The following is a 23,513-nucleotide window of genomic DNA, read 5'->3' on the forward strand; positions in this document are numbered from 1 at the left end:
CAAATGGCCAAAGCCATCCGGCACGAATCACAACAAGAGGATCAACCACAATGACCACACCAGACGCACCCGGCGAAGGATGGACCCTCACCGGCATCGCCTACACACAAATCGCCATGGCACACCACGACCTCTCAGTCGTCAACGCATTGATCCGTATCGGCGAGCTTCAGAGCGCACTCCACTCACTCTCCGCGATCATCCGACAGCTGGAGGCTGCACGGCGCCACATCGCCTAGACAGGTGGCCTCTTTGCTTCCCCCAGCGCCTTCACGCGTCGTGCGGCCGCATCCCAGTCGTCGATCAGTGTGACGCTGTCCGCAATTCGCGCCACTCCCCTGGAGATCAGTTTCGAAGGTGACCGCAGCAGCGAACTCATCGTCCCGAGGAACTGAAGCGATGACGAGAACCCACTGAATCCCTCAGACGCCCCTCGAGCTGAAGCCGCAAGGCCCAAGATCATGTCGAGGAAGCGGTCAGCGCCCTCCATCTCTCGAAGCTGCTCGTTCCCAGCAAGCATCCTCAACAGCGGAGAGACCCTCGAGTCAAGTTCCCGTACATCTTCTTCGTACGTCAGAGTAAGAGCGTCAAGGATCTCGCCGTGTCCCTTCAGAGTCCCGGCGAACTTGTGGATCAGACCCATGCGGGCCGCCGAAGGAAGTGACTTGTCCTGATGGTTCATCTCGGCTGTCGCCTGCGACGTGTCGTCGTTCATGTCACGCATTGCCGAGCCGATTTTTTCGAGACTGTGTGTGACCTTCTGGAATGAGCCCTCAAGCCCGACCATGATCTCGACGAAGCCCTCGCCATCGGCCTCATCTAGATCTTCAGGCCCGTCCACCGCATCAGGCTCCCCAAGAATCACATCAAGGTCCGCACCGGCCGCTCCCTCCAGTGCGGACCAGACTCGCGTAGCGGCGACCATATCCGACGCACCCGACAGCCCGACCTCAATCGCTTTCACGAGTTTCTTGCGGGCATCAACCAAGCCCATCTGGGATCGTTGTATGAGAATCGTTCGTACGGCCTTCACATCAAACGGCAGCGGCGTCGCGGCGTCCGCGACCTGGATCGTCAGCTTGTTCAGGGAGTGCCTTAGCCCAAGCTCGTACATTACGTTCGCGTTTGCGCCACTGAGATCCGCGATCACGAGATCCGCTTCGAAGAGATGACGGAAGATTTGTTCGTTGATGTCACCCGTTATCGAGATCTGATCAGCTCGAACGGCCTCGATATCCAAGAAGCTGCATGCGGTCTGAATGACGCGATCGTAGATTTCGAGGGCAGACTCCCACGCCAACCGCTCCGGACTATCTAGCGGCGCAAGTTCGTTGCCAATCGGACCGATCACAAAGCACGTCGTCATTCGTTCACCTCTCCGTTGAGCATTGCACTTGCCAACTCGATACATCGACGGGCGTCTCTCAATGCGTCTCTGAAATCATTAGCACTACATGACTCCCCCGCCGTGTACTGCGCCCTCGGCTTCAGTTTCAGGAGCCTACTCAGTGAGCGAGCCATAGAGTCCTGATTGATCCGTCGCAACGCGTGGGGCGCACGCTCGTGACCATCCCGCGCCCCGCGCCTGTGCTCAGACAGCAACAGAACCACGTCAGCCGCAGCAATGCCCGCATTCACGCACAGGCTCACACCAGGGTTGGCAAAGTTGGCGTCGCCGTCTGCAATCTCGGCGAAAGCAAAGTACTCCCGCGCCCGCGCGAGCCTCGACCGTGCCTCATTGCGTGTCGCGGCGGGGACCACATCCGCACTCTAGCGTGTACGGCGAACTGGCCTCGAGATCGCGAAGCGGCGCAAGCCAGAGTCACGAATCGCTAATGTGCCGTACATGACGGTGGCAAAGCGCCTGGTTATTCTCGGTGAGATTTCGCTCGGTCTCGGTGGCACACTCGCGATCGGCTACTACATCTATGCGCTCGAGGCCGAAGAATTGTTCTGGACATGGCCGGGGTTCATCGCGATTTCGATCACGGCTGCTGGGGTAGTTGCCCTCACTATCGGCCTATCGATACGCGAACCGCGTCAAGCGAATGATCATCCTGCAGGTGCCAAGAAATCGGGGGGCGCATCCCATACCAACTTTCAGGCGGGCGGTGCGAATTCCAGAAACTATCAAGCTAGCGGCGATATGTACCTCAACTCCGAACGCGATGGGCACAACGATGGCTAGACCCGACCTATCGCAACATGGCGCCGAGAACTCGACAAACTACCAAGCTGGAAACGATATCCACGTCCATGGGCTATCACTCCAAGAAGCCCGAACCGTCGCAATCGACGTATTCAGGGCCAACGCACGTGAGCTAGCGGGCATCGCCCAAGCAGTCGCCGCGCAGCGAGCGGAGGAGTTGACGAGCGCATACCTGTCCAAGCTCGAGTCGGATCGCCCTGAGCGGGTGAACGAGCTCGCGACGCCAGACATGCAGAACATGCTGTTCGAGGCGCAGAAAGAATATGCCCGGTCAGGTGAGGAAGATTTGCGCGAGGCACTAGTCGATCTCCTGTCCGCACGCTCCGAGGAGAGCGAGCGTAACCTCCGGACCTTGGCACTTAACGAAGCAATCATCTCCGCACCGAAGTTGACGGAGCAGCAGCGACGTGCGATCGCTTGGATCTTCTACCTCAGGTATTCGCGCAGCTTGGACGTCCAGACCCCAGAGGGCCTATACGGCGAAATACGACCAGTAGTCGACGCGCTGGGCGTAAACGTCCCCCGAAGTAGTGCCGACTACCAGCACATTGAGTACGTCGGAGCGGGCTCGGCCGGCGTGGGCCTTTCGACGTTCGGAAAGAGCGTTGCGGCCGGGCACGAGGGACTCTTCACCAAGGGTTTCATGGCAGTGGATGTGAAGCCGGACCTGCTTGTCGCGCTCCGTGAAAACCATCTCGTTGGCGGAGCTTTGCGCGACGCCAACCGACTCCAGCTATCCGCAGGATCGGAGTTCGACCTCACCCGCCTCGTCGAGTCTGCGGGTATGTCGGACCGGCTCCCAGAGATAAGAGTGCTCATGGGAAAGGGACGCATGTCCGATGATGAAATAGCCGACGAGGTCGTCCGATATATCCCCGAGATTCAGCTTCTGCGCGAGACTTGGGACAGCAATGAGGCGCAGCTCAAGTCCCTCAACCTGACCTCGGTCGGAATAGCTCTAGGGCACGCATACTGGTCCAGGTTCACGGGAAACAAGGCATCGCTGAAACGCTGGCTTCCATAGCGCACGCCGCTCTACGACGACCCGTCGAACGCCTCCGCGTGGAGGGTCTGGAGGAGCTCGAAGCGTTCTGGTTGCGAGAGTCGCCCAATCGCTTTGAGCGCACCGTCCAGATCCCGCTCAATAAGGAGATGCAGGTAGTAGTAATACATCGAGATCCCGCGAGGAAGCACCCTGGAGCGACCAGCTTCTTCGTGCAACGCTCTAGCGTTATTGCGAGCGCCGGGCGCCTGGAGCCAACCACGGGCAAAACGGAGCAGTGAATCGCTACTCTCAGCGATAGCCCGCTCAAGCTCGAGCGTGTCACTTACACCGACCTGCTTGAGATTCATGACTCGATGCTCGATGTACTTGGCACTCGATGTCGCGTCAAGATCGGCATCAATACTGTCGGCGATCGCACGGTCCAGACGAGCAACAGCCGAGTCGTTGCCGGTCAGCGCACGTAGTGAGTCGCTATCGATCGGCACCCCCTTGCCCCCGGCAACCTCAGCGCGCACACGCGCTACGTGCTCCGCGACTTCGGCCGACACAGCGTCAAACTCCGCATCCGCGAGCTCGAGCAATCCCGCGAGCAACGTAAACCGGCGACGAAGCTGGATCGGCAGCGCTGAGTCCGACTTATACCCAAGGTCGTGCTCGATCTCCGCCCACGCATGCTGGAGTATCGATCGAACCTGAATCTCGAAGTGAAACCCTTTGAACTGAGACCACTCGGGCAGCGCTGCACGTTCCGGAGTGATACAGGCAACCAAGTGATAGGACAAGTAGCCGAACCGATCCGAGGAGAGCATCGCTTGCTTGTCTGCGGATCGCTGCTCGTCAATTCTGAAGGCGCCACGGAGCGCATCAACCACCAGTTCGACGTCGCTTGCCATGTAGGTGATAACGCGAACTCCAAGTAGGTCGTGCAAGTCAGCGACGTCGCCATACTTCTCCGGATTCGCGCGCATCTTCGCGGCCGCACTGGGATAGCTCTTCACGCGGTGAACCACAGTGAGGCGCGAGATAGAAGCCTGATCGAGCAGGTCACAAATCAATGCCTCGATCTTCGGCCCGAACACCGCTGGTAGGACAGAACGCTCACTGAAGTCCGCTTCTTCTAGCGAAAGGGAGGTCATGGGACAAAGCTATTGCACAAGCAGCGCACGCCAACGACCAATCACATTGACTCTGCACGCAAGTCATCTAGGCGAATCCAGCTCACTCCGCGGGGTCACAGGCAAGGTTCCTGAGCAGCCTCAGCCACGCTCCATCTCCTCATGTCCACGGCAGTACTCGACTCGCCGCGTCTTGCCGCACTCGGGGCACGCTCTTGGGTCAAAAGCCTCAATTCGATCCACGGCATCCAATGTCCGATATGACTCGAACTCGCGCGATCCTGTTCCTGCGAACCACTCGGCGAACTCGGGACTAACACGGTCACGCTTTCCAGCAGACCACTCGTCGAAGTCTCGCATTGAGTAGGTCGTGAAGCGGAACAGGCGCCGCGGCGCCCACAGCACCGAACCGTCGGCCTGGTGTGCGCCGGAGTTGTCAGGCAGGTAGCCCCGGCACTCGGTAACGGACCAGGTGACCTCGCGTAGCGAGAGGTCAGCCCGGCGCCAGGCGGGTGCGGTCCAGCAGAAGGTCACATCGACTTTCCGCAGCTGGTGGAGGCGGTTGATGACTTCGCTGTGGAGGTTGTTGTGGTCGCGCGAGCTCGCGATGCCGGAGATCTCGTCCGCGAAGAAATCCGCGTGCTCAGCGTGCATGAGTTGTTCCCACGACTCGAACCGCCGATATGAAGGATGCAAGTCTCCCGTCGCAGCGTCGTAGAGCGGGACGGTGCTGTACACCGTCCGGCCGGCGTCGAGTGAAGGCAGCAGCGACCGGAGAGCGCAGAGGGACTTGCCCGACCCGTTCGCGCCGACGATCGCGCGGATCGGCATTTGGCGGAGGCGTTCGACTGCGCGGGTGCCGTTGGAGTGGGATGCGATCCACGCGGCCGCGCGGATCTTCCACGGCTTCTCCGGCGCTGATTCTCGTTCGTGTCTGATGGCGTCGGGTTGGAGTTGTGCCACGATGCGCTCAAACCCGTCGTTGACGGCCTCGGCTGATGCCTGACGTGCTCGCCGCGCATCCGCGCGACTGCGCGCGCCCGCCATCAGCCAGCACCCCCAACGAGCGGGATGTGAGCGATGGCGGCACGAATCGCCTTCACAATCAGCCCAACCGACCACACCCCGGCCGAGATCACCGCGCAGGTGATCAGGAGCGCCCACGGCGCCCACACTCCCAGCCCGGAGAAGTCCGCGATGAACGAAGAGATCATCTGATCCAGATTCGCGATCTCTGTCGGCACCTCCCAGTCCGAGGGGAACAGGCCAACGAACCAGGACACGACACCCAGGCCGAGTTGCACGAGCCATTCCGTGATCATCAGTCCCCCCCAAGACCTGTGAAGCCCACAACGGACCCGACCGAACGGGTCACCGAGAACGCAGCCCCGAGCACGGCGAAGATCCCCAACGTGATCGATGAGAGTGACGCGATCGGCGCGAGCGGTTCCCCCGGGCACGCGTTCAGAATCGTGAAATCATCCGCCATCGGCCAGACCGCCGAGATCCCGACATTGAGCCCGCCGCAGCCACTCGCGGGGGCGGTGAAGGACCAGCCAGCGACAGTGTCTCCGAGCTTGCCCACCATCGTCCCCGACCACGCAGTAGCGACAGCAGTCTGAGCCTGAGTGACAACCTGAGTACGCGGCACGAACGCCCACACAAGCGCACACTTCACCGGCTGGAGCACCCACTCAATCGGGTTCATCGCATCCGACCATGACGCCAGGCATTCACCCGCCGGGTCGATTCCAGCGGCAGGCGAAACGGAGTTCAGGCCAGGTTCGTTCTGCCACTGCACCTGCTGACCGGTCGCGGGGTCCGTGATCGTAGCGGTCTGAGTCTGCGTCCCAACCGCCGTCCGAGTGTCGAAGGTGTAGGCGTAGATCCCGCACTCGGACAGATCGACCTTAACGCCCCCGAACGTACAGCGGTACGTGTCGAGCGCTTGTGTAGTCGAGAGCGTCCCCTGGGAGGTGGCCGCCCACCAGTCGACACAGTCGGCAATCCAACGATTGCATGACTCGAACTCACCACCAGACGGAGCCTTTTCGAGCACCAGGCCGACCCCCGGATCAGCCGTCAAGCCCACCTTCTGATCCGGCGAATAGGTAGGCACGTCCTGAGAGGTCAACTCAATGACGTTCCCCGAGCCGTCGTCCGACGTGACACCAATACGCGTCGGCATGGTCGTAATGCCGGCACCAGGCTTCGCATCCCAGGCCGTCGTACAGCCCATGTCGGCAGCAGTCAGGTCAACTCCCACAGACTCGGCATAGGCCGTGCCGACGCCGGTCGTCGTTGAGCCGTCGTCCCAATCGATACTGCAGGTCGGAGTGCGCAAAGGATCCTCAGTCACCGTCTCCAACTCGGCCGTGGCGACCGGATCGACACCAGCCTGGATCGGATAGAGAACGATCTCCAGACCCATCAGCACACGATCACTAGGGAGCTGATCCTGATAGATGTACATCGCGCCGTGATAGCCGCACATGTCCTCATTGATGGCTATCTGCGACGACGAATCGGCCCACGTGGGAAAGGTCTTGTCGACGCCCGCCTCATCCCAGATGAGCCGGTAGCGAAGCGACGAGTCAAGCTGGGTTTGAGGCCCACAGTAAAACGCCCAGGTCGAGTATTGGTTCGAGCGAGTGCCCACAAAATGGAACTCCCCGTAGCCCGGGATCGTCGCATACGTAGTCGCAAGCTGGTCAACATTGACGTCGAGAACAGGCGCCGTGCAGTCAGGCGCGATGCCCAGCATGATGAACGAGTTGGCCGACTGATACCAATCGGGCGTGCGGCAAATCAGATCCGCGTAGTCAGTTTGAGTGGCGGCAGAGTAGAGCACCAATCCGCCCTGACCGATAGCCCAGCCGACCTGCGCCGCGATCAAGACAGACGCGGCCGCACCGCCACCACGTGCGAGCTGCGCGGCAGCCGTGATCGGCTTGGCACCTTGCGCCGCGAGCGCGCCAGCCGTGGAACCGCCCGAGCCGATAGTCGTCAAAGCCGCTCCCGCGCCGACAGCAACGAGCGCGTTCGCATAGTCGATTGCGCCGACATCGGAACCGGACAAAGCAGAAGTCAACTGAGACGGAACAGCAGGGAACGGGACAACCGGCGCAGGAGTGGACTCAACCGCAAGAGCACCATTCGGAGACGTAACGACGAACGCGGCGGCGAACACCGCAACAAGAGCACCCGACATCCAGCGATACACAGCAACCCTCCTAGGAATGGTCAGCAAATGGGACAGGCCCCGCCAGCCGATGCGACGGATGACGGGGCCCGTGCGCTGGCTCAGCGGCCGAGCGACTTCAGGAAGCGGACGCCCTTGGGCACGCCCCAGACGATGGCCATGATGCCCAGGCCGATCGGAGCCACCAGCCAGAGTTCGGACGTGATGCCGGAAGTTGCGGCGCTGATGACACTCGAAATGGTGTCGGTCTCCATGTATTTCACCCCCTCCCCTTTGTCAGTCGCGCGAGGAACGCAACAGCCAGCCCCGCCAGGTAGGCGGTGACGAGTGACGCGCCGGTGATCACCAGGCGACAGCTATGAACAGGTCAAGGCCACGAATGACCCCGAGCGCGAGAACGATGATCGGGATGAGCGGGGCAACTTCAGCCACGACCCACCAACCCGAACAGAAGGACAGCGGACCCGCTGACCACGACGAATGCGGAGATCTGGCCGACCATCAGCCGAGCGCCCGAATGCTCAGCATCCCGAGCGTGAACGCCAACAGGACGAGCAGCACCGCGAACGGCTCCGCGAAGCTGTCCAGCAGCGCCCAGACTTGATCGCGCCATTCGTCTACGCCTTCCACCTGTCAGCAGACGGTCAGCGCGACGCCGTCGCGAGAGCCGGGAGCACCTTGGCGATCGATTCGAGATCGTCCTCGGTCGCGTACCGCACGATGCGGATGTTCGCGCCCCACTCGTCGGTCTCACCGAACTCGACAATCAGCGCGACCTCCGCGTCCACGGCGGGCACCTCGGGGAAGTTCGGGCCGACCGGGAAACGCACATCCGGGGTGGCGAAGTTCTTCTGGAGCAGGGTGACGTCGAACCGTCCGACGTTGCCGGTCGGTTTGCCGTCCGCGTACTCCTGACGGGGTTCCTGGGCGAGCACCTTGCCGGTGATCAACCCAAGCGGGCGACGCTTGCGAGAAAGAGCCATGATGAGTCCAATCCGAGAGATTCTGAGTAGTTTCAGCGGGCTTCACACCGCCTACTTGAAGTCTAAAAATCCCAGATCAGATCTGATAAATAGCAAGTTTCATACTGGCGGTGGATACTCGAACGGCACATACCGCGCAACCTCATCGACCCGGTCAGCTTCGACCAGTTCCAAGATCCGAGCGATCGTGTCTGCGTCGTCACGGATCCGCGCCCAATGCCGGGCCTCGATCACCAACACCCGGTCATCCTCCGCAGCCGCCTCGTCCTCTTCGGCCACGATCTGCTCGTCGTCAAGCTCCTCGATACCGGCAGCGTCTTTCAGCCCACGCGACCATGTCATCGCGCGACGGCCGGCCGTGCTCGTGACGTACTCGATCCAGTAGTCCCGGTTTCGCTCGATCTCGTCTTCGCTCAGCCCGTCCAGGTCCAACAGTTCGAGCGGGACAAGGGAGTCTTTGCGGCCCTTCTTCATGTCCTGCCGGGCCATCTCGTTGCCCACTCCCCAGCCCCGATCAGACTCTTGGAGTTTGGAGACGTAGAGCGCGACGACTTTCCCGTCGTGCACGGTGCGGATGTCCACACCGCGTCGTTTCGACGGCTCACGACCACCCGCAGCAACGACCATCGAACGCCACCGCTCGGAGAGCCACCCATGCAGTTCGCGACGTCGCTCCGCCCCGATCCCTTGCGCGGCAGCGCGGGCCGCGTCAGCCGCCTCCGCATCGAGCCGTTCAGCCTTCTTCACGCGGGAGCGATTGAGCCCGCCACCCTTGGTCGGATGATCTTCCGCATCCCGCCACGCCTGATCGGCGTCGGCTGCGAGATCCGCAGCCGCGGCCGCCAGATCCACGAACAGCAGCACGTGAAGGTGCGCGTGCCAGCCGTTGTCCCAGCCCAGGGTGATCTCTTGCGCCTTCACGAAATGGCGGATGCCGTGCACGCGGGTGAAGCGTTTCCACGGTGCCCCGTTGATCGTCGCCGTGAACGCCTCAGTGACCGCATCCATCGTGCGTTCCAGACTGTCCTCACGGAAGTGACGGACCGTGAGCGTCAGGAACAGGAACTGCCCGCGCTGCGCCTCCCACCAACCCGCCGCTTTCTGCACTTCCGCGGAACGTCGAGAGCGGATCAGCGCGCCGCAGCACGCGCACCCCCACACCGAACCACACGACTGGATGCCCGAGAACCTGGCCGGGCCGTTCTGGGCCTTGTGGACACCGATGAACGACCCAGCAGCCCACCCGCACGTCGCAGGACGCGGGGCAAGCTCGGCGAAGTGCTCGCGGCCGTGCTGGGCGATCGTGTCGTCAATCAGCCACCGCGACGACGCGGACCGGCGCGCGAAGCGCTCACGTCTCGCAGCCCGGAACGCCTCCCGAGACAAGAGGGGGGTTACCGAATTCGCATTGGTACCGAGGCCGCTCGACGCCTTCGGCGCCTCGACGGCAAAACCGACCGTCACGACGCGACCACCCCTGAGCCATCGCAGGCTTCGCACACGTAGCCGTCGCCGTCATCACCCCAGCCGTCACACACGCGGCACAGTCCGAACTCGGCACTCACGACCGCAACTCCTTGCGCCCATACAACCGACGCGACAGATCAGAGATCGCGCCCATCTGCCGCACCGACGCAGGCATACGCTCACGGGCTGCGGACTGAGTAGCGTTCTCGATCGCCGATCGCGGGAACTCATCACACCCGAAGCACAGGAACCGTCCGGACGGGAGCACCACACCCGCCGAGTGCTCGCACACCATCAGTAGGCCCCGTGGTCGCGGCGCCAGAAACAACGCCACTCCGCGAACAGCCGTCGAAACACAGACCGCATCACAGGCCCGGCAACCGCTCGCCAGGGCAACGCCACTCGACCACGGCCTGCTCCGACACCAGATAGGCGCCGTTCCGACCGGGGAGCTTCGTTAGCGCCTTCAGCCGACCCTCACGGATCGCGAGGCAGATAGTCTCCCGACTCAGCTGCAACCGTCGAGATATCTCGCGGGTGGTAAGCACCTCGCCGCTTGTAACCGGCAATATTCTGCGCATGGCCGACAGAATAGCGCGAAACTTCTATCAATGCGCAACATTCTGCCGATGACGCGCTTACTCTTAACAATCATGAGCAACGTAGTCGGACACGAAACGCGTATCGTTGCCATGCCGTTCTTCAGTCCGGCCGCACCGATCGGGGGCGGCAGGCACCACGGGTACGAGACGCACGCCGAGTGCTCGTGTGGGTGGTCAGAAGTCGCCACCACAGCGCGAGCCGCCCGAAGAGCCGCCGACCGCCACACGAGGAGGATCAAGTGACAAACGCAAACGCACTACAGGTAGCCGCCGCACCGGCAACACCGCACGCTCGTTTGCGCGCATCACGGACCTTCGTCAATGTCGACCAGGCACAGATGGCGGCAATGCTCGGCTACAGCCTCCGCACCGTGAGCAATTGGGAGCGCGGTATCAGCGAGCCGCCGCTATCGGCTCTCGCCGGCTGGGCTCGGATCACTCGACGATCAATCGACTGGATCGCCTTCGGTGACGGAGACGAAGAGGCCCCGTCACCTGACGGGGCCTCTAACCGGAGCCACCTGAGGGAATCGAACCCTCGACCTATTCATTACGAGTGAATCGCTCTGCCGTCTGAGCTAAGGTGGCGCGATCGCTCGCACGACGCACGATCAACGATCTTACCGTGTCCGGCGAGGCCCTGCGAACACGGTCCGCGTCACTCGCAGTACACGTCGCCGCCGGGCACGATCCCGTCGATGAAATACGCCTCGACCGTGTCATCCACGCACTGGTTGCCCTTGTTGTATCCCGTGTGGCCTTCGCCGACCCGCGTGACCAGCACCCCGGACTCGAGCTGATCGGCCAGCGCAACGGACCACTCGTACGGCGTCGCCGGATCGCCGGTCGTACCGACGACGAGGATGGGGTCGGCACCCGCCGCGGCGATCGCCTCGCGCACGCCCGTCTCTTCGGCGGGCCAGACGTCGCACAGGTCGGGCCCCGTCCAGTACGGCGCGACCGTGGGCGCAGACTCGGCCAGGATGGCATCCGAGGCGGCCTGCTCGGCGTCTGTGACATCCCTCGGGTAGTCCATGCAGTTGTAGGCGTTGAACGCCTCGGTCGAATTGTCGAGGTATTGACCGCCGCTGCGGTTGTAGTAGAAGTCCGCGAGCTGGAACGCGACGCTCGGGTCGCCCTGCAGCGCGAGCGCGAGCGCAACGTTCAGGCTCGGCCAGCTGCCCTGCGAATACAGCGCGGCGATGATGCCGGTCAGGAGCGCGTCGGCACCCATCATCCGACCGTCCTCGTTCGTCAACGGACGCTGGTCGACGCTTGCCAGCAGGATGCCGAGATCGGCCATCGCGTCATCCACCGTGCCCGCGAACGCGCAGTCGCTCTGCCCGAGACACCACGTCATGTACGAGCGGAGAGCATTCTCAAAGCCCACAGCCTGTGCGGTGCCGACCTCGAGCAGGCTCAGGCTCGGATCGATGGCACCGTCCAGGACCATGCGACCGACGTTGGCCGGGTAGTGCTTCGCGTACGTGGCGCCGAGGAAGGTGCCGTACGAGTACCCGAGGTAATTGAGCTTCTCATCGCCGAGGACGCCGCGCAGCAGATCCATGTCGCGCGCCGAGCTCACCGTGTCGATGTAGGGCAGGATCCCGTCGCTGTTCGCCTCACACGCATCGGCGAAAGACTCCTGCTTGGCCTCGATCGCCGCGTCCCACTCGCTCGATCGCCGCTCACCGGGCGGGATGTCGAATACATACGCGTCCATGTCTGCGGCATCCAGGCAGACGACAGCGGTGGATTGCCCCACGCCGCGCGGGTCGAACCCGATGACGTCGTAACTCTCCTGGAGCTCCGCGCTCACGGCGAAGCCGAGTGAGTCCTGAACAAGTGAAACCCCGCTGGCACCCGGACCCCCAGGGTTGGTGAGGAGGGACCCCAGGCGATCGGATCCGGTCGCCCGATGGCGAACGACAGCGAGATCGATCGTGGCGAGGGAAGGATCCGACCAATCCAGCGGCGCGGTCACGGTCGTGCAGTCGAATCCCTCACCGCACGCGGTCCAGGTCAGTGTCTGTTGGTAGTAGGGCAGGAGGTCTTCGGCGATCCCGTCGGTGATCGGTGACGGAGAGCTCTCGACCGGATCAGGCTGCAGGGGGATGATGGCGCACCCCACGAGAGCGAGAACGGCGGTGATGCCCATCGCCACCACGCCCACGGCGCGGGGGGCGATGCGCGGGCGTGTATCTGTCGGGCGCATCATGGGGTCCTCCCGGTCGCGACGGTGATGAGCATGCTCTCGATCGCGAGGGCGGCGGCGACATTGCGTTCGAGATTGCGGCGGGTCAGCGCGATCTCATCGAGGACGACGAGAGTGCGCGAGGGCTCCCAGGCGGCAGCGAGTGCGCGCAACTCATCGGCCAGTTCCCGGTTCACCAGCGACGTGTCATCGGCTGCCGCTCGTCCGAACTGGATCATGACGACATCGCGGAACAGCGACTGCAGGTCGGTGAGCACGCGGTCGATCCCGTCGCGCACGCTGCGGGTCGCACGCCGTTTCTGCTCGTCTTCCAGCGCAGTGATCTGGGAGCGCACGGTCGGCGGGATCGGGGCGCCGTCGGCGATGCCGAGCGTGCGCAAGAGCGACGTGCGCTCCGCGTCGTCGCGCTCGGCCGTCAGCGCTTTGGCGTCGTCGTTCGCCACCTGCACGATCGTGCCGGCCACCTCGACGGCGTCTGCGACCGAACGCACGCGCAGCACCGCTCGCAAGGTCTCATCACGGCGCTCGCGTGCATCGACGTCGGTCGCCAATCGCTGGGCCATCCCGATGTGCCGCTGCGCATGCCGGGCCGCCTGCTCGGCGATCTGCGCCGACACCCCGGTGCGCCGCTCGATCAGTGACGCGACATCGGCGACGTCTGGTTCGACCAGTCGGATGGCGCGCACGCGCGAGCGGATCGTCGGCAGCAGGTCGGCGTCGCTGGGCGCGCACAGGATCCAGACGGTGCACTCGGGCGGCTCTTCGAGTGCCTTGAGCAGAACGTTGGAGGTGCGCTCGACCATGCGGTCGGCATCTTCGACGATGATGACGCGGTAGCGCCCGATCGAGGGGGCGAAGTAGGCACGCTCGACGAGCTTGCGAGCTTCGTCGATGCGAATGATCACCTGTTCGGTGCGCAACAGCGTCACATCCGGATGGGTGCCGGCGATGACCTGCCGCATCGCGGCCTCGTCCCCCGGCTCCGCGATGAGGGCGGCCGCGAACGCGCGTGCCAGCGTCGAGCGCCCGGATCCCGGAGGGCCCGTCAACAGCCAGGCGTGAGACATCGACTCAGGATCGGATGCCGCAGCCTGCAGCTGCGCGACAGCAGCCCCCTGACCCCATACCGCCCCCCACGGGACCGCGTCGGTCACGGCGTCACCGACGGGGCGGGCGTCGACGGAAGCGGCGGGCATGACCTCAACGATAGCGACGACCCTGGACGTCAGCCGAGAGCGGCGACCCGGCTGAGGATGATCTCGCCGACCTGCGCACTGGGGAGGGAGGCATCCACCACGAGGAAGCGATCGGGTTCTGCCTCGGCGAGCGCGAGGAACTCTGCGCGCACCCGATCGTGGAAGCTGCGAGCCTCGGCCTCGAGACGGTCGAAGGGCTTGTCGGCGGCATCCAGTCGCGCGCGCGCGATGTGCGGGTCGAGATCGAGCAGCACCGTCACATCGGGCAGCAGCCCGCCGGTGGCCCACAGCGACAGATCTCGAATCTCGTCGCGCCCGAGGACCCGACCGGCGCCCTGATAGGCGACGGAGGAGTCGAGATAGCGGTCCTGGATCACGACATCCCCACGTTCGAGCGCCGGACGCACCACGGTGGCGATGTGGTGGGCCCGGTCAGCCGCGTACAGCAGAGCCTCGGCACGCGGGGCGACATCACCGCGGTGATGCAGCACGATGTCGCGGATGAGCTGACCGACCTCCGTACCGCCGGGCTCGCGGGTGCGCACGACGGTGCGCCCGCGATCGGTGAACCACTTCTCCAGGCGCGCGGCCTGCGTCGTCTTGCCCGAGCCGTCGCCGCCTTCGAGCGTGACGAACAGTCCGCGCTCGGACGCGGTCACTTCTTCGCCGTTGTCTTACGCGCCGTCGTCTTGCGGGCCGTCCGCTTGGGAGCGGGGCCCTTGGCGCGCTTGTCGGCCAGCAGCTGGACAGCGCGGGCGAAGTCGACGTCGTCGACCTGCTCGCCACGCGGGATCGTCGCGTTGGTCTCACCGTCGGTGACGTACGGCCCGAATCGGCCGTCGCGCACCTTGATCGGCTTGCCGCTGACCGGATCGGCGTCGAATTCCTTCAGCGCACTGGAGGCGCGACGCGCACCGTACTTGGGCTGCGCGTAGATCTCCAGCGCCTGCTCAAGGGTGATGTCGAAGATCTGCGCTTCGCTCTCGAGCGATCGCGAATCGGTGCCCTTCTTCAGGTACGGACCGAAGCGGCCGTTCTGCGCGGTGATCGGCTCTTTCGATTCCGGGTCCTCACCGACGACGCGAGGAAGGTCCAGCAGACGAAGCGCGGTGTCGAGGTCGATCGTGTCCACAGACATCGAGCGAAACAGGGACGCCGTACGGTTCTTGGGTGCCGCGGACTTCGCCGTCTTCTTCCCCTTCGCCGGCGCGGGCGCCTCAACGACCGGAGCCGACTCGAGCACCTCACCGGTGTCGGGGTCGACGGATTCAGCGACCTCCGGCTCGGTCTCCTCGATGTACGGACCGAAGCGGCCGTCCTTGACGACGATCAGCTTGCCGTTGGCGGGGTTCTCGCCCAGCACGCGGTTCCCGGCGACGGGCGCGTCGAGCAGCTCCTGCGCCTTTTCCACCGTGAGCTCGTCGGGCGCGAGGTCCTCCGGGATGTTGACACGCCGCGGTGCGGCATCCGGGTTCGCCGGATCGATCACATCCAGGTACGGACCGTACTTGCCGAAGCGCAGCGTCGCGACATCCGTGATCCGCGTCGCGTTGAGCTCACGGGCATCGATGTCTCCGAGGTTGTCGACGATGTTGCGCAGGCCGACGTGCGCGTCGGAGCCGAAGTAGAACTCCTTCAGCCATGCGGTGCGCTGCTGCTCGCCCCGCGCGATCGCGTCGAGGTCGTCTTCGAGGGCAGCGGTGAAGTCGTAGTCCACCAGGTCGGCGAAGTGCTGCTCGAGCAGGCGCACGACGCTGAACGAGAGCCAGGTGGGGACGAGGGCCTGCCCACGCTTGAACACGTAGCCGCGGTCGAGGATCACATCGATGATGCTCGCGAAGGTCGAGGGGCGTCCGATGCCCTTCTCCTCGAGCGCTTTGACCAGGCTCGCCTCGGTGTAACGCGGCTTGGGGCTCGTCGAGTGCCCCTTGGGCTCGGTGTCGGACAAGGCGAGCACATCGCCGACGGCAAGGGCCGGAAGCGCCTGGTCGTCGGCCTTGTCGGCGTCACTGCGCTTCTCGTCCTGGCCTTCCTCGTAGGCCTCAAGGAATCCCTTGAAGGTGTAGACCGTGCCGGATGCCGTGAACTCGGCGCTCTTGCCGTCGGCGCTCACCGCGAGCGTCACCGTGGTGGTCTCGTACTTCGCGTCCGACATCTGGCTGGCGATCGTGCGCTTCCAGATGAGGTCGTACATGCGGTGCTCGTCGCGATCCAGCTGCGACGAGACCTCGGTGGGTCGCCGGAAGAACTCGCCCGAGGGACGAATCGCCTCGTGCGCCTCCTGCGCGTTCTTCGCGTTGTTGCGGTACGTGCGGGGCTTCAGCGGCACCGCTCCGTCACCGTAGAGCTCGACCGCCTGCGTCCGCGCGGCAGTGACCGCTTGCGCAGACAGCGCGGTCGAGTCGGTGCGCATATAGGTGATGTAGCCCTTCTCGTAGAGCCGCTGGGCCACGCTCATCGCGTGCTTCGCGCTCATCGAGAGCTTGCGCCCCGCCTCCTGCTGGAGGGTCGAGGTCGTGAACGGAGGCTTCGGGCTCCGGGTCCCGGGCTTTGCCTCCAGCGCGGTGACGGATGCCTCACCGACCGCCTCGATCGCGGCGGCCAGGTCGCGGGCCGCGGTCTCGTCGAGGACGACGACCGCCTTCTTCAGCTGTCCGAGATCGTCGAAGTCGGTTCCGCGCGCAAGCGGAGCGCCATCCAGGCGTGCCAGTCGCGTCGAGAACGAGGCCGATGCCTTCGTTGCCGACGCTTCCACGCCCCAGTAGTCGGCCGAGACGAACGCCATCCGCTCGCGCTCGCGTTCGACGACCATGCGGGTGGCTGCCGATTGCACGCGGCCGGCGCTCAGGGCTGCACCCTCCCGCCCGCTGCCGACCTTGCGCCACAGGACCGGCGAGACGTCCCATCCGTAGAGGCGGTCGAGCACGCGTCGCGTCTCCTGGGCATCCACGAGTGCGAGGTCGAGGTCGCGGGTGTTCTCGGCCGCGGCGCGAATCGCGTCCTTGGTGATCTCGTGGAACACCATGCGCTTGACCGGCACCTTGGGCTTGAGGACCTCGAGCAGGTGCCACGCGATGGCCTCGCCCTCGCGATCTTCATCGGTCGCGAGGAGGACCTCGTCGGCGGCCTTGAGCGCGCGCTTGAGTTCTGCGACGGTCTTCGTCTTGCGGTCACTGACGACGTAATAGGGATCGAAGTCGTTCTCGACGTCGATCGAATACTTGCCGTACGCCTGCTTCTTCTCCGCAGGGATGTCTTTCTTGCTCGCCAGGTCTCGGATGTGTCCGACCGAGCTGAGCACCTCGTAATCGTCGCCCAGGTATCCCTGGATCGACTTCATCTTCGTCGGGGACTCGACGATGACGAGCTTCTTGCCTGTCGCCAACGGGTGCTTCCTTTCTTCGAAGCACACCATACACATTGGAGGAGAGCGCGCGGGCACCCGATACTCAGCTTCGAAGCGTCACGGCCCCGCTCCATGACGACATCCGCGGCGGGCGGAACGTCTCTCCCGCAGTGCCCGGCGCGGCACTCGGAGCCGCCGATGCCGCTCATGAGGACACGGGCGGTGGACCTGCCCGCGCGAAGGCCCACACGTCGAACCCGCCCCATGTGAGCGCGACGCTCACCGTCGCGACGAGTCCGGTGAGATCGCAGTCGAGCAGGCGCGCGTCGACCGCGCCGGCGACCTCCGCGGCGCGCTCGCACGGCACACCGACGAGTGCACCCGACGCGACGTCCGCGGCGGCGAGCGCCGCGGCATCCGCGGCACCCGCCGCCCTCTGCGACACCAGGGCGGCAGCCCCCAGATGCACACCCGCGAGCGCGAGAACAGCGCACACCGACACAGAACCGACCGTCGCGACGGTTCCTGGCACTCAGCGCCCACCTGCCAGGGCGCAGGATCTCGCCCGCAGGTCCACGCCGAGAGGCGCAGACACCGACGCCAGCACGCACACCATGTCGTCACGAGACTCGATGCTGATGCCCGCCTCGGGCACCGCAGCGAGGATAACCGAGCGCGCGCGCTCGGACGATTCCCCGCGCGCGATCAGGCGGGCGGCGTCGGATACGGCATCCTGCAGCAGGAGCTGGCGCCCCATCCCCGCGAACAGCCCGGCGACGGCAGCGAGGACGAGCGCGACGGCGGTCAGGGCGATCGCGAACTCGGCGGTCACAGCGCCACGCTCCCCACCCAGCCCACGCCGGATCACTCGACCGAGAGCGCTCGTCGGACAAGATCGGTGAGGATGCCGCGCACCTCGTCGCTTCGCATGATGACGACGAGGAGGCCGGCAAAGGCCACCGCCGCCATGGTGGCGATGGCGTATTCGGCCGTCGCTGCACCGGTCTCGTCGAGGAGCAGCCGTCGCGCGCGGCCGGTCGTCAGGCGGGGAACATTCATCATTCTTTCCTTTCGGGAGGGGACGGTCAGAGGGAGCATTGGTGGAAGAGGGGCCCGGATCACAGCGTCGGAATGCCGATGCCGGGGAGGATGCTCAAGAACATCGGGGCGACGCCCCAGCACAGGAACGCCGGAAGGGTGCACACCCCGAGCGGCAGCAGCAACCGGGTGGACAGCGTCGCCGCGCGCATCCGCCCCTCGACTCGCGCTCGATGCCGGTCGACCACGGCCTGTGCGCGCAGGAGGTCCGCGGCGGGCACACCCGCGGTCGAGGAGAGCTCGAGCGTCTGCTCAATGGCGGCCGAGTCTGAAGCGTCGGATGTCTCGGGACGCACATCACGGACGAGGGCGCGCGCACGATCGATCGAGACGCCCCCGCTGAGTGCCACAGCCATCAGGTCCGCGGCGACCCCGGGCATGGGACCGAGATCCCGAGCCTGGTCAGCGATCCGGGCGGTCCACCTGCGGGCTCCGAGCACGAGCGCGAGCCCCGCCGCGACGCACGCCCACCCCGCGGGCTCGGTGAGCAACACGCCGAGGGGATCGAAACCGAGGGCCGCGGACAGCGCGAGACCCACCAGCGGGAGCCATCCCATGAGTCGCGCGGTCGCCGCGGGTTCGGCCAGCGCGATGCGCACCTCGTCGGTGATGGCCCGCGCATCGGCGAGAGTGTGGGCGAATGCGCGCAGCGTTGGTGCGAGCGGAGCACCGACCGTTGTGGCGACGCGCCATGCTGCTGCCACGTCGTTCCATCCGGACGGCGATGCCTGCGCCGTGCGTGCCGCGCGCGCGGACTCGGGCGGGGAGTCGTCGAGCATCAACGCCGCGTCGACGGGCGTTCCCTCATCGAGGGCGGCCGCGACGCCGCGGGCACGCTGGTCGCCGAGAGCGGCCAGGTGGCGCCACGCCGCGGCGGGCGGGATCCCCGCTTCGAGAAGCACCGAGATGCGCAGCAGGCTCTCTGCCGCATCGCTCACCGCATCGGATGCCGCAGCCGTTGCGCGTGGCCGCAGACGCGCGCGAAATCGTGCCAGCGTCGTCATGCCGCCTGCTCGATCACAAGCCGACCGTCTGCGGCGACCGCGGGTTCACCGAGCGCCGCGATGTGGCGCCGTCCCCCACTGTCGCGCTCGACATGGATGACCACATCGATCGCGCTGGCGACCTGGCGGGCCAGCGCGCGGTCACCCAGCCCCGCGAGGGCTCCGAGCGCTTCGAGCCTCGCGGCGACATCGCCCAAACTGTTGGCGTGGACCGTGCCCGCGCCACCGTCATGTCCCGTGTTGAGGGCGGTGAGCAGTTCGCGCACCTCCGCGCCCCGACATTCGCCGACGATCAGACGGTCGGGTCTCATGCGCAGCGCCTCTCGCGCCAGCCGCGCCAGATCGATCGCGCCCGCACCCTCGAGGTTCGCCTGTCGCGCCTCAAGGCGCACATGATGCGGGTGGTCGATCGCCAGCTCTGCGACATCCTCGATCGTGACGATCCGCTCGCGAGGGTCTGCTTCGCTCAGGAGCGCGGCCAACAGCGTCGTCTTGCCCGCGCCCGTCGCCCCGGTGACCAGGATGTTGCGACGTTCGGAGACCAGCGAACGCAGCCTGAGCGCGAGCTCCGCATCGAACATGCCACCGCGTTCAAGGTCGCGGAGCCGAATCCGCGCAAGGCGCGACACCCGGATCGAGACAAGAGTGCCGTCGACCGCGAGTGGCGGGAGCACGGCGTGCACACGGACACCGCCGTCCAGCCGCACGTCGACGCACGGCGTCGCCTCGTCGATGTGCCTTCCTCCGGCGCCGACGAGTGCGACCGCGAGCGCCCGCGTTTCCGCCTCGCTGCGTGGCGGAGACGGAACTTCGCGCAGCCCCGAGCCATCGTCGACGAAAACCGATCCCGCGCCGTTGACGAAGACATCCGTGGTGCGCGGATCCGTCATCAGCGGCACGAGGTCAGCGAGTGCGGGGTGCCGCGTCCATGCCGGCGCCGTGACCGTGACCTCGTCCGAGCGTCGCGTGACGGCGTCGCCGCGGGGCGGGAGTGGGACGAACATCTCGGGCATGCCCCGACGCTACGAATCCGGACCCTCTCGAGGCCCCGATCGCGGCGGGACCGCCGCCACCCGCAGCCGGATCACTCGATGGGGAGGAAGGGAGTGCCCGGAGAGAAGAGAAGGCGGCATCCCATCGGGGGAGAGGGATGCCGCCTGTGCGACACCGTTATCGGGGGTGGTCGGTGCCGCGATGCCAGAATCAGATGTTCGGCCGTGCCTCAGCATACGCGGCGGGCACTGTCCGCCACAATCTGACACAGACAATTCACACACAGTCCAGATGGTGCTCTCGGGACCCTCATTTCGGAGGTAGTCACGCGGAGCGGACACCATTAGCCTGTCGCTACCGCGGCGCCGACGAGCCGCGCCGATTCCGCCGCAAAGGAGCGCGCCGAATGAGCAGCCAGATCGACCACTTGCTGAACGAGGACCGACGTTTCGCTCCGCCCGCAGACTTCGCCGCGAACGCGGTGGGGACCGCGGATCTCTATTCCCGGGCATCCGAGGATCGTGACGCGTTCTGGGCGGAGCAGGCGCGGCAGCTGCACTGGCACCGCCCGTTCACCGAGGTGCTCGACTGGACGAACCCACCCTTTGCCCAGTGGTTCGCCGACGGCGCGCTCAACGTCGCGTACAACTGCTTGGATCGGCATGTCGAGGCCGGCTACGGCGACCGGGTTGCGCTGCTCTGGGAGGGGGAGCCCGGAGATCAGCGGCAGGTGACCTACGCGGAGCTCACCGCCGAGGTCAAGCGCGTCGCGAATGTGATGGAGGGGCTCGGCATCGGACAGGGCGACCGCGTCGCGATCTACCTCCCGATGATCCCCGAGGCGATCGCCGCGATGCTCGCCGTCGCCCGCATCGGCGCCGTTCACTCGGTCGTGTTCGGCGGGTTCTCGGCCGACAGCCTGCGCTCGCGCATCGACGACGCGGGAGCGCGACTGGTGATCACCGCCGACGGCGGCTACCGCAAGGGCAAGGTGTCACCGCTCAAGCCGGCCGTCGACCAGGCCCTCGCGGCGGCGAGCAACCGCAGCGAACAGGAGACCGTCGAGCACGTCCTCGTCGTCAAGCGCGGCGGGAACCGGGTGAAGTGGGTCGAGGACCGCGATATCTGGTGGCACGACGTCGTGCCCCAGGCATCCCCCGAGCACGAAGCGCAGGCCTTCCCGGCCGAGAACCCGCTGTTCATCCTCTACACCTCCGGAACCACCGGGAAGCCCAAGGGGATTCTCCACACCTCCGGCGGTTACCTCACGCAGGCCGCCTTCACGAATCGCGTCGTGCACGACATCCGGCCCGAGTCCGATGTCTTCTGGTGCACCGCCGACATCGGATGGATCACCGGGCACAGCTACGTCGCCTACGGCCCGCTGGCCAACGGCGCGACGCAGGTGCTGTACGAGGGGACCCCCGACTCCCCGCACCCGGCGCGGTGGTGGGAGCTCGTCGAGAAGTACGGTGTGACGATCCTCTACACGGCTCCGACCGCCATCCGCTCCTTCATGAAGACCGGACGCAGCGCTCTGGAGAATTACGACCTGTCGAGCATCCGCCTGCTCGGATCCGTGGGCGAGCCCATCAACCCCGAGGCATGGATGTGGTACCACGATGTCATCGGCGGCCACGTCGCTCCGATCGTCGACACGTGGTGGCAGACCGAGACCGGCGCCATCATGATCTCGGCACTGCCCGGGGTCACCGCGCTCAAGCCGGGCAGTGCGCAGGTCCCGATCCCCGGCATCGGTGTGGATGTCGTCGACGAGTCGGGCGAGCACGTCGGCAACGGCAATGGCGGTCTGCTCGTGCTCACCGAACCCTGGCCGAGCATGCTGCGAGGGATCTGGGGGGACCCCGAGCGGTTCGTCGAGACCTACTGGGAGAAGTTCCGCGACCGCGGCTACTACTTCGCCGGAGACGGCGCTCGCCTCGATGACGACGGTGATGTGTGGCTGCTCGGGCGTGTGGATGACGTCATGAACGTCTCAGGCCACCGGCTGTCGACGACCGAGATCGAGTCTGCTCTCGTCGCGCACGAGGCGACTGCCGAGGCCGCGGTCGTCGGCGCCGCCGACGAAACGACGGGACAGGCTGTGGTCGCGTTCGTGATTCTCAAGGAGAGCTTCCTGCGCGCGCACTCCCCCGAGGGACTCGCGCAGCAGCTGCGCCTGTGGGTGGGAGAGCAGATCGGGCCGATCGCTCGTCCCCGCGACATCTATATCGTCAGCGAGCTGCCCAAGACCCGCTCCGGCAAGATCATGCGCCGCTTGCTGCGCGACGTCGCCGAAGGTCGCGACGTCGGTGACACCACGACGCTCGCCGACACAGCGGTCATGAGCGTCATCTCGGCCCAGGTGCGCTGAAGCGCCACCGGTCAGGAGAGGGTGAAGACGACCTCGACCTCGACGGGACTGTCCAGCGGCAGAACGGGGACGCCGACGGCGGAGCGGGCGTGACGCCCCGAATCACCGAAGACCTCGCCGAGCAGCTCGCTGGCACCGTTGATGACGCCGGGCTGGCCCGTGAACTCGGGAACCGAGGAGACGAAGCCGGTCACCTTGAGCACGCCGGTGAGCTTGTCCACTCCCCCGGCCGCGGCCGCCGCGGCGGCGATCGCGTTCAAAGCGCACTGGCGGGCGAAGTCTGCGGCATCGGATGCCGGGACGAGGCCGTCCCCGTCGCCGACCTTGCCGGTCGCCGGCAGCACGCCGGCCACGAACGGGAGCTGGCCGGCGGTGTAGACGAGGTCACCGTGCACCTTCGCGGGAACATACGCCGCGACGGGCGGGACGACCGTGGGAAGCTCGATGCCGAGCTCTGCGAGGCGGGTCGAGATCGTCATCTTTTTACTCTCCGAACTGCTGCGCGGCGCTCGCCGCTGCTCCGAGTCCCGCGTTGGCGGCGCCGCCGCCCTTGGGACGCTTGAAATAGCCCACCAATCCCCCTTCGGGACCGGGCACGACCTGCACGAGCTCCCAGCCCTGCTTGCCCCAGTTGTTGAGGATCGCCGCGGTGTTGTGGATCAGCAGCGGCGTGGTCATGTATTCCCACTCGATCATTCGGTTC

At 65.5% G+C, this 23,513-nt stretch carries 26 protein-coding genes and 1 tRNA gene; 5 read left to right on the forward strand and 22 right to left on the reverse strand.

Annotated elements, in window-relative coordinates:
• The first annotated feature begins 50 nt into the window (after positions 1-50).
• The gene (locus ABD206_RS07825; RefSeq protein ID WP_344071097.1) at positions 51-239 is read left to right on the forward strand and encodes a hypothetical protein; all 189 of its coding nucleotides are present in this window, start codon (positions 51-53) and stop codon (positions 237-239) included.
• Here ABD206_RS07825 and ABD206_RS07830 read toward each other — a convergent pair.
• Positions 236-1,366, reverse strand: a complete 1,131-nt coding sequence (locus ABD206_RS07830) for a hypothetical protein (protein ID WP_344071099.1) — start codon at positions 1,364-1,366, stop codon at positions 236-238. The genes ABD206_RS07825 and ABD206_RS07830 overlap by 4 nt on opposite strands.
• A gap of 480 nt (positions 1,367-1,846) precedes the next feature.
• On the opposite strand from ABD206_RS07830, the gene ABD206_RS07835 reads away from it, so the two are divergent.
• The gene (locus tag ABD206_RS07835; protein ID WP_344071101.1) at positions 1,847-2,188 is read left to right on the forward strand and encodes a hypothetical protein; all 342 of its coding nucleotides are present in this window, start codon (positions 1,847-1,849) and stop codon (positions 2,186-2,188) included.
• On the forward strand, positions 2,181-3,233 hold the full coding sequence (locus ABD206_RS07840; RefSeq protein WP_344071104.1) for an LPO_1073/Vpar_1526 family protein: 1,053 nt from the start codon (positions 2,181-2,183) through the stop codon (positions 3,231-3,233). Before ABD206_RS07835 ends, ABD206_RS07840 begins: the two co-directional genes overlap by 8 nt.
• 11 nt (positions 3,234-3,244) lie before the next feature.
• Here the strand turns inward: ABD206_RS07840 and ABD206_RS07845 are convergent, their stop codons facing one another.
• From ABD206_RS07845 to ABD206_RS13625, 9 genes are all read right to left on the reverse strand, one after another.
• The gene (locus ABD206_RS07845) at positions 3,245-4,351 is read right to left on the reverse strand and encodes a GTP pyrophosphokinase (protein WP_344071106.1); all 1,107 of its coding nucleotides are present in this window, start codon (positions 4,349-4,351) and stop codon (positions 3,245-3,247) included.
• Positions 4,352-4,471: 120 nt separating this feature from the next.
• Positions 4,472-5,377 (reverse strand): hypothetical protein, encoded by a 906-nt coding sequence (locus ABD206_RS07850; RefSeq protein ID WP_344071109.1) that lies wholly within the window; start codon positions 5,375-5,377, stop codon positions 4,472-4,474.
• A complete protein-coding gene (locus ABD206_RS07855) occupies positions 5,377-5,652 on the reverse strand; it encodes a hypothetical protein (RefSeq protein ID WP_344071111.1) in 276 nt (91 codons plus the stop codon). The genes ABD206_RS07850 and ABD206_RS07855 overlap by 1 nt, the downstream gene beginning before the upstream one ends.
• A complete protein-coding gene (locus ABD206_RS07860) occupies positions 5,652-7,553 on the reverse strand; it encodes a hypothetical protein (protein ID WP_344071113.1) in 1,902 nt (633 codons plus the stop codon). The genes ABD206_RS07855 and ABD206_RS07860 overlap by 1 nt, the downstream gene beginning before the upstream one ends.
• Positions 7,554-7,633: 80 nt before the next feature.
• Entirely contained in the window at positions 7,634-7,786 is a 153-nt protein-coding gene (locus ABD206_RS07865; protein WP_344071115.1) for a hypothetical protein, read from the reverse strand.
• 247 nt (positions 7,787-8,033) lie between these two features.
• Complete coding sequence (locus ABD206_RS07870; protein ID WP_344071117.1) at positions 8,034-8,162, reverse strand: hypothetical protein; 129 nt, start codon at positions 8,160-8,162, stop codon at positions 8,034-8,036.
• Positions 8,163-8,176: 14 nt separating this feature from the next.
• Positions 8,177-8,515 (reverse strand): hypothetical protein, encoded by a 339-nt coding sequence (locus ABD206_RS07875; RefSeq protein WP_344071119.1) that lies wholly within the window; start codon positions 8,513-8,515, stop codon positions 8,177-8,179.
• A gap of 99 nt (positions 8,516-8,614) precedes the next feature.
• Positions 8,615-9,622 (reverse strand): protein rep, encoded by a 1,008-nt coding sequence (locus tag ABD206_RS07880; protein ID WP_425561166.1) that lies wholly within the window; start codon positions 9,620-9,622, stop codon positions 8,615-8,617.
• A gap of 725 nt (positions 9,623-10,347) precedes the next feature.
• The gene (locus ABD206_RS13625) at positions 10,348-10,563 is read right to left on the reverse strand and encodes a helix-turn-helix domain-containing protein (RefSeq protein WP_425561167.1); all 216 of its coding nucleotides are present in this window, start codon (positions 10,561-10,563) and stop codon (positions 10,348-10,350) included.
• Positions 10,564-10,823: 260 nt separating this feature from the next.
• Between ABD206_RS13625 and ABD206_RS13630 the strand changes: the two genes are divergently transcribed.
• On the forward strand, positions 10,824-11,144 hold the full coding sequence (locus tag ABD206_RS13630; protein WP_425561184.1) for a helix-turn-helix domain-containing protein: 321 nt from the start codon (positions 10,824-10,826) through the stop codon (positions 11,142-11,144).
• Here ABD206_RS13630 and ABD206_RS07885 read toward each other — a convergent pair.
• The 10 genes from ABD206_RS07885 to ABD206_RS07930 form a co-directional block, all read right to left on the reverse strand.
• Positions 11,100-11,172, reverse strand: a tRNA-Thr gene (locus ABD206_RS07885). The two genes, ABD206_RS13630 and ABD206_RS07885, sit on opposite strands and share 45 nt — an antisense overlap.
• A gap of 70 nt (positions 11,173-11,242) precedes the next feature.
• The gene (locus ABD206_RS07890) at positions 11,243-12,799 is read right to left on the reverse strand and encodes an alpha/beta hydrolase (RefSeq protein ID WP_344071123.1); all 1,557 of its coding nucleotides are present in this window, start codon (positions 12,797-12,799) and stop codon (positions 11,243-11,245) included.
• A complete protein-coding gene (locus ABD206_RS07895; protein ID WP_344071125.1) occupies positions 12,799-13,995 on the reverse strand; it encodes a DNA polymerase III subunit delta' in 1,197 nt (398 codons plus the stop codon). The genes ABD206_RS07890 and ABD206_RS07895 overlap by 1 nt, the downstream gene beginning before the upstream one ends.
• Positions 13,996-14,024: 29 nt before the next feature.
• A complete protein-coding gene (gene tmk, locus ABD206_RS07900; RefSeq protein WP_344071127.1) occupies positions 14,025-14,654 on the reverse strand; it encodes a dTMP kinase in 630 nt (209 codons plus the stop codon).
• Positions 14,651-17,380: a type I DNA topoisomerase gene (topA, locus tag ABD206_RS07905; RefSeq protein WP_425561168.1), complete on the reverse strand. Its 2,730-nt coding sequence runs from the start codon at positions 17,378-17,380 to the stop codon at positions 14,651-14,653. The genes tmk and topA overlap by 4 nt, the downstream gene beginning before the upstream one ends.
• Positions 17,381-17,546: 166 nt before the next feature.
• On the reverse strand, positions 17,547-17,873 hold the full coding sequence (locus ABD206_RS07910; RefSeq protein ID WP_344071130.1) for an Rv3654c family TadE-like protein: 327 nt from the start codon (positions 17,871-17,873) through the stop codon (positions 17,547-17,549).
• Entirely contained in the window at positions 17,874-18,173 is a 300-nt protein-coding gene (locus tag ABD206_RS07915) for a TadE family type IV pilus minor pilin (RefSeq protein ID WP_344071132.1), read from the reverse strand.
• A 32-nt stretch (positions 18,174-18,205) separates the two neighbouring features.
• Positions 18,206-18,403 (reverse strand): DUF4244 domain-containing protein, encoded by a 198-nt coding sequence (locus ABD206_RS07920; protein ID WP_344071134.1) that lies wholly within the window; start codon positions 18,401-18,403, stop codon positions 18,206-18,208.
• A 56-nt stretch (positions 18,404-18,459) separates the two neighbouring features.
• A complete protein-coding gene (locus ABD206_RS07925; RefSeq protein ID WP_344071136.1) occupies positions 18,460-19,443 on the reverse strand; it encodes a type II secretion system F family protein in 984 nt (327 codons plus the stop codon).
• The gene (locus ABD206_RS07930; RefSeq protein ID WP_344071138.1) at positions 19,440-20,456 is read right to left on the reverse strand and encodes a TadA family conjugal transfer-associated ATPase; all 1,017 of its coding nucleotides are present in this window, start codon (positions 20,454-20,456) and stop codon (positions 19,440-19,442) included. The genes ABD206_RS07925 and ABD206_RS07930 overlap by 4 nt, the downstream gene beginning before the upstream one ends.
• 386 nt (positions 20,457-20,842) lie before the next feature.
• On the opposite strand from ABD206_RS07930, the gene acs reads away from it, so the two are divergent.
• Entirely contained in the window at positions 20,843-22,810 is a 1,968-nt protein-coding gene (gene acs / locus ABD206_RS07935) for an acetate--CoA ligase (RefSeq protein ID WP_344071140.1), read from the forward strand.
• An 11-nt stretch (positions 22,811-22,821) separates the two neighbouring features.
• Here the strand turns inward: acs and ABD206_RS07940 are convergent, their stop codons facing one another.
• Together ABD206_RS07940 and sp36 are read right to left on the reverse strand one after the other, a co-directional pair.
• Positions 22,822-23,289 carry a RidA family protein gene (locus ABD206_RS07940; protein WP_344071142.1) on the reverse strand — a complete coding sequence of 156 codons (468 nt, stop codon included), beginning with the start codon at positions 23,287-23,289 and terminating at the stop codon, positions 22,822-22,824.
• A 4-nt stretch (positions 23,290-23,293) separates the two neighbouring features.
• A complete protein-coding gene (sp36, locus tag ABD206_RS07945; RefSeq protein ID WP_344071144.1) occupies positions 23,294-23,506 on the reverse strand; it encodes a Sp36 family protein in 213 nt (70 codons plus the stop codon).
• Between the last annotated feature and the right edge of the window lie 7 nt (positions 23,507-23,513).

This window comes from Microbacterium sediminicola (genome assembly GCF_039531125.1).
Taxonomy (GTDB): domain Bacteria; phylum Actinomycetota; class Actinomycetes; order Actinomycetales; family Microbacteriaceae; genus Microbacterium; species Microbacterium sediminicola.